The following is a 2,912-nucleotide window of genomic DNA, read 5'->3' as shown; positions in this document are numbered from 1 at the left end:
CTGCCGCCCTGTGTGACGCCATGCTGCTCGCTCTTGTAGCGCGACTTGTTCAGGTTGACGATTACCCCCAAGCGCTTGTCCAGGAACTTGTCGGCCAGCACCAGGTTGAAGTTGGGCGTGTTCTGCTTGTTCAGGTCGCTCTGCGTGGCGGCGGCGCGGAACGAGTAGAAGGGCTTGTCGAAGTCCAGGCCCGTGCGGGTCGTGATGATGATGCCGCCGCCAAGCGAACCTTCCGTCATCGCGGCCGTGGAGCCCTTGATGACGTCGACGCTCTTGATGAGGTCGGAAGACAGCTCGCGGAACTCGGTGCCGCGGCCGTCGCCACCGCCCAGCAGGTCGGTGCCGGCGCCCGAACGCACGGCCATGCCGTCCATTTCGACGCGGGTCAGCTCGGGGCCGTTGCCGCGGATGGATACGTTCACACCTTCGCCGAAGTCGCCGCGGTCCAGCGCCACGCCGGCGATGCGCGAGATGGCCTCGCCGATATTGCGGTCAGGAAAGGCGCCCACGTCCTCGGCCACGATGGAGTCCTGGGCCGTGGCCGCATGCTTCTTGCGGTTGATGCTGGACTGCTGCGACTGGCGCGTGCCGACCACCAGCACGGTTTCAAGTTCCTGCACCGGGGCGCCTGGCTTGCGCGCCGCCGGCTTGGCGTCTTCGGGCTTGGCGCCGTCGCCGCTTTGCTGGGCGAGGGCGGATTGCTGGGCCATCAGGGCCAGGGCCATGGAAACGGCGGTTGCCACCGCAGGCTTGTTGAACTTGTTCACGTGTCTTCTCCGCGCTCCGGTGGGATCCCGGGCTTGTTGTGGGTCGGGTCGCTGCGGGTCGGATAGAGGCGCTTTTGCACCGTCTTCCCGGGCCGCGGCGCGACCTTAAGCAGCCGCCGTAACTCGGAGAAATTCGTTTTGTCTCGTTTGCTATCCCGAAAAGAAATACCGGGCCCAGAAACACTGGTTAACCCGAGGAAGCGAATAGAAACAGTCACGGCCGTGATTGGCCGCAACGCCCTCGGCGCGTTTCCTACGGCTTGACGCGCCAGACCCGCTGCACGGGCGCGGTGCGGCGCAGCACGCGCAGCACGTCGGCCAGGTGCAGACGGTCGCGTACGGCGATGAGCAGCGTCATCTCGGCCGTTTCGCGCAATTGCGCCTCGTCGCTCATCGAGATGTGGGTGATGTCGGCCTCGGCCTGGGCCACCGCCTGGGCCACCTGGGCGAGCACGCCCTTGCCGTTGGCCATCAGCAGCGCGATGCCGGCCTCGAAGCTGCGGCCCAGCTCCTCGGCCCATTCGACCTGGATCCAGTGCTCGCTGTCGCGCTGGAAGAGGCGGCGGCCGATGGCGCATTCGCAGGTGTGCACGATAAGTCCTTCGCCGCGCCCGAGGTAGCCGCGTACTTCGTCGCCGGGGATGGGGCGGCAGCAGCTGGCCAGCTGCACGGAAGCGCCCTCGTTGCCGTCGATGGTCACGCTGCCCTGGTTGGACGGCGCCTCAGCGAAGCGGCCGAGCGTCAGCGCCAGCGCATCGGGCTTTTGCCCCTGCTCGGCCATCAGTCGGGCCAGCTTCTTGGCAATGATGGTGGCAATCTTGCGGCCCGCGCCAATGTCGACGAGGAGCTGCTCGGTGTTTGCGCTGCCGGCCCAGCCGGCCAGCTCATGCCAGATCGGCGCAGCCGGGTCGTCCAGCTCCAGGCTGGGCAGCCCGAGGCCTTCCACGCGCATCGCCTGGGCCAGCATCTTCTCGCCCAGTTCGCGGGACTCCTCCTGCTCCAGGTCCTTCAGGTAGTGGCGGATCTTGGAGCGGGCCCGGCCGGTGCGCACGAAGCTCAGCCAGGCCGGGTTGGGGCTGGCGCCCGGGGCGGTGATGATCTCGACGATGTCGCCGCTGCGCAGCTCGGCGCGCAGCGGCACGGCCTCGCCATTGACCTGGGCCGCGACGCAATGGTCGCCGACGTCGGAGTGGATGGCGTAGGCGAAGTCCACCGGCGTCGCGCCCTTCGGTAACGCCATGATCTTGGACTTGGGCGTGAAGACGTAGATCGCGTCCGGGAAGAGGTCGATCTTGACGTGCTCGAGGAACTCGTTGGCGTCGCGCGTTTCATCCTGGATGTCGATGAGGCTTTGCAGCCAGCGCGCATTGGCCTGCTGGGCCACCAGCGCCGACGCCTGTTTGCCGCGGCTCTTGTAGATCCAGTGCGCCGCCACGCCCTGCTCGGCGATCTGGTGCATGCCCTCGGTGCGCAGCTGGAACTCCAGCGGCGTGGCCAGCGGCCCCATCAGCGTCGTGTGCAGGGACTGGTAGCCGTTGTCCTTGGGCGTGGCGATGTAGTCCTTGAAACGACCGGCTTGCGGCTTGTAGAGCTGGTGCAGCACGCCCAGGGCCGTGTAGCACTGCAGCGGCTCCTCGGTCAGGATGCGAAAGCCAAAAATATCGCTCACCTGGGCAAAGGACAGGCCGCCCTTTTCGCGCATCTTCTTGTAGATGGAATGGACCGTTTTCTCGCGCCCCTGCACCTCCACGCGCAGGCTGGCCTTGGCAAAGGCGGCGCGGATCTCGGCCTCGATGCGCGACACCAGGTCGCGCCGGTTGCCGCGCGCCTTGCCCACGGCCTTGCTGAGCGCCGCATAGCGCCAGGGGTGGAAATACTGGAAGGACAGGTCCTGCAGCTCGCGGAAGGTCTGGTTCAGGCCGAGGCGGTGGGCGATGGGCGCATAGATGTCGAAGGTCTCGCGCGCGATGCGGCGGGCCTTGTGCGGCGCCATCGCACCCATGGTGCGCATGTTGTGCAGGCGGTCGGCCAGCTTGATGAGGATGACGCGCAGGTCGCGTGCCATGGCCAGCAGCATCTTGCGGAAGGACTCGGCCTGCGACTCCTCCTTGGTGGAGAACTGCAGCTTGTCCAGCTTGGTCAGGC

Annotated in this window: 2 protein-coding genes; both read right to left on the bottom strand. The window is 66.8% G+C overall.

Annotated elements, in window-relative coordinates:
* Nucleotides 1-767 (bottom strand): TonB-dependent receptor plug domain-containing protein (locus ACXJKR_RS28820; protein ID WP_457325759.1); only part of this gene is annotated, 767 nt, incomplete at its 3' end.
* A 253-nt stretch (nt 768-1,020) separates the two neighbouring features.
* On the bottom strand, nt 1,021-2,912 hold a 1,892-nt coding region (locus ACXJKR_RS28815; protein WP_457325757.1), incomplete at its 5' end, for a RelA/SpoT family protein.

Source organism: Roseateles sp. P5_E11 (genome assembly GCF_054049355.1).
Note: the sequence above shows the minus strand (reverse complement) of the source record. Positions and strands in the feature narration are given on the sequence as shown.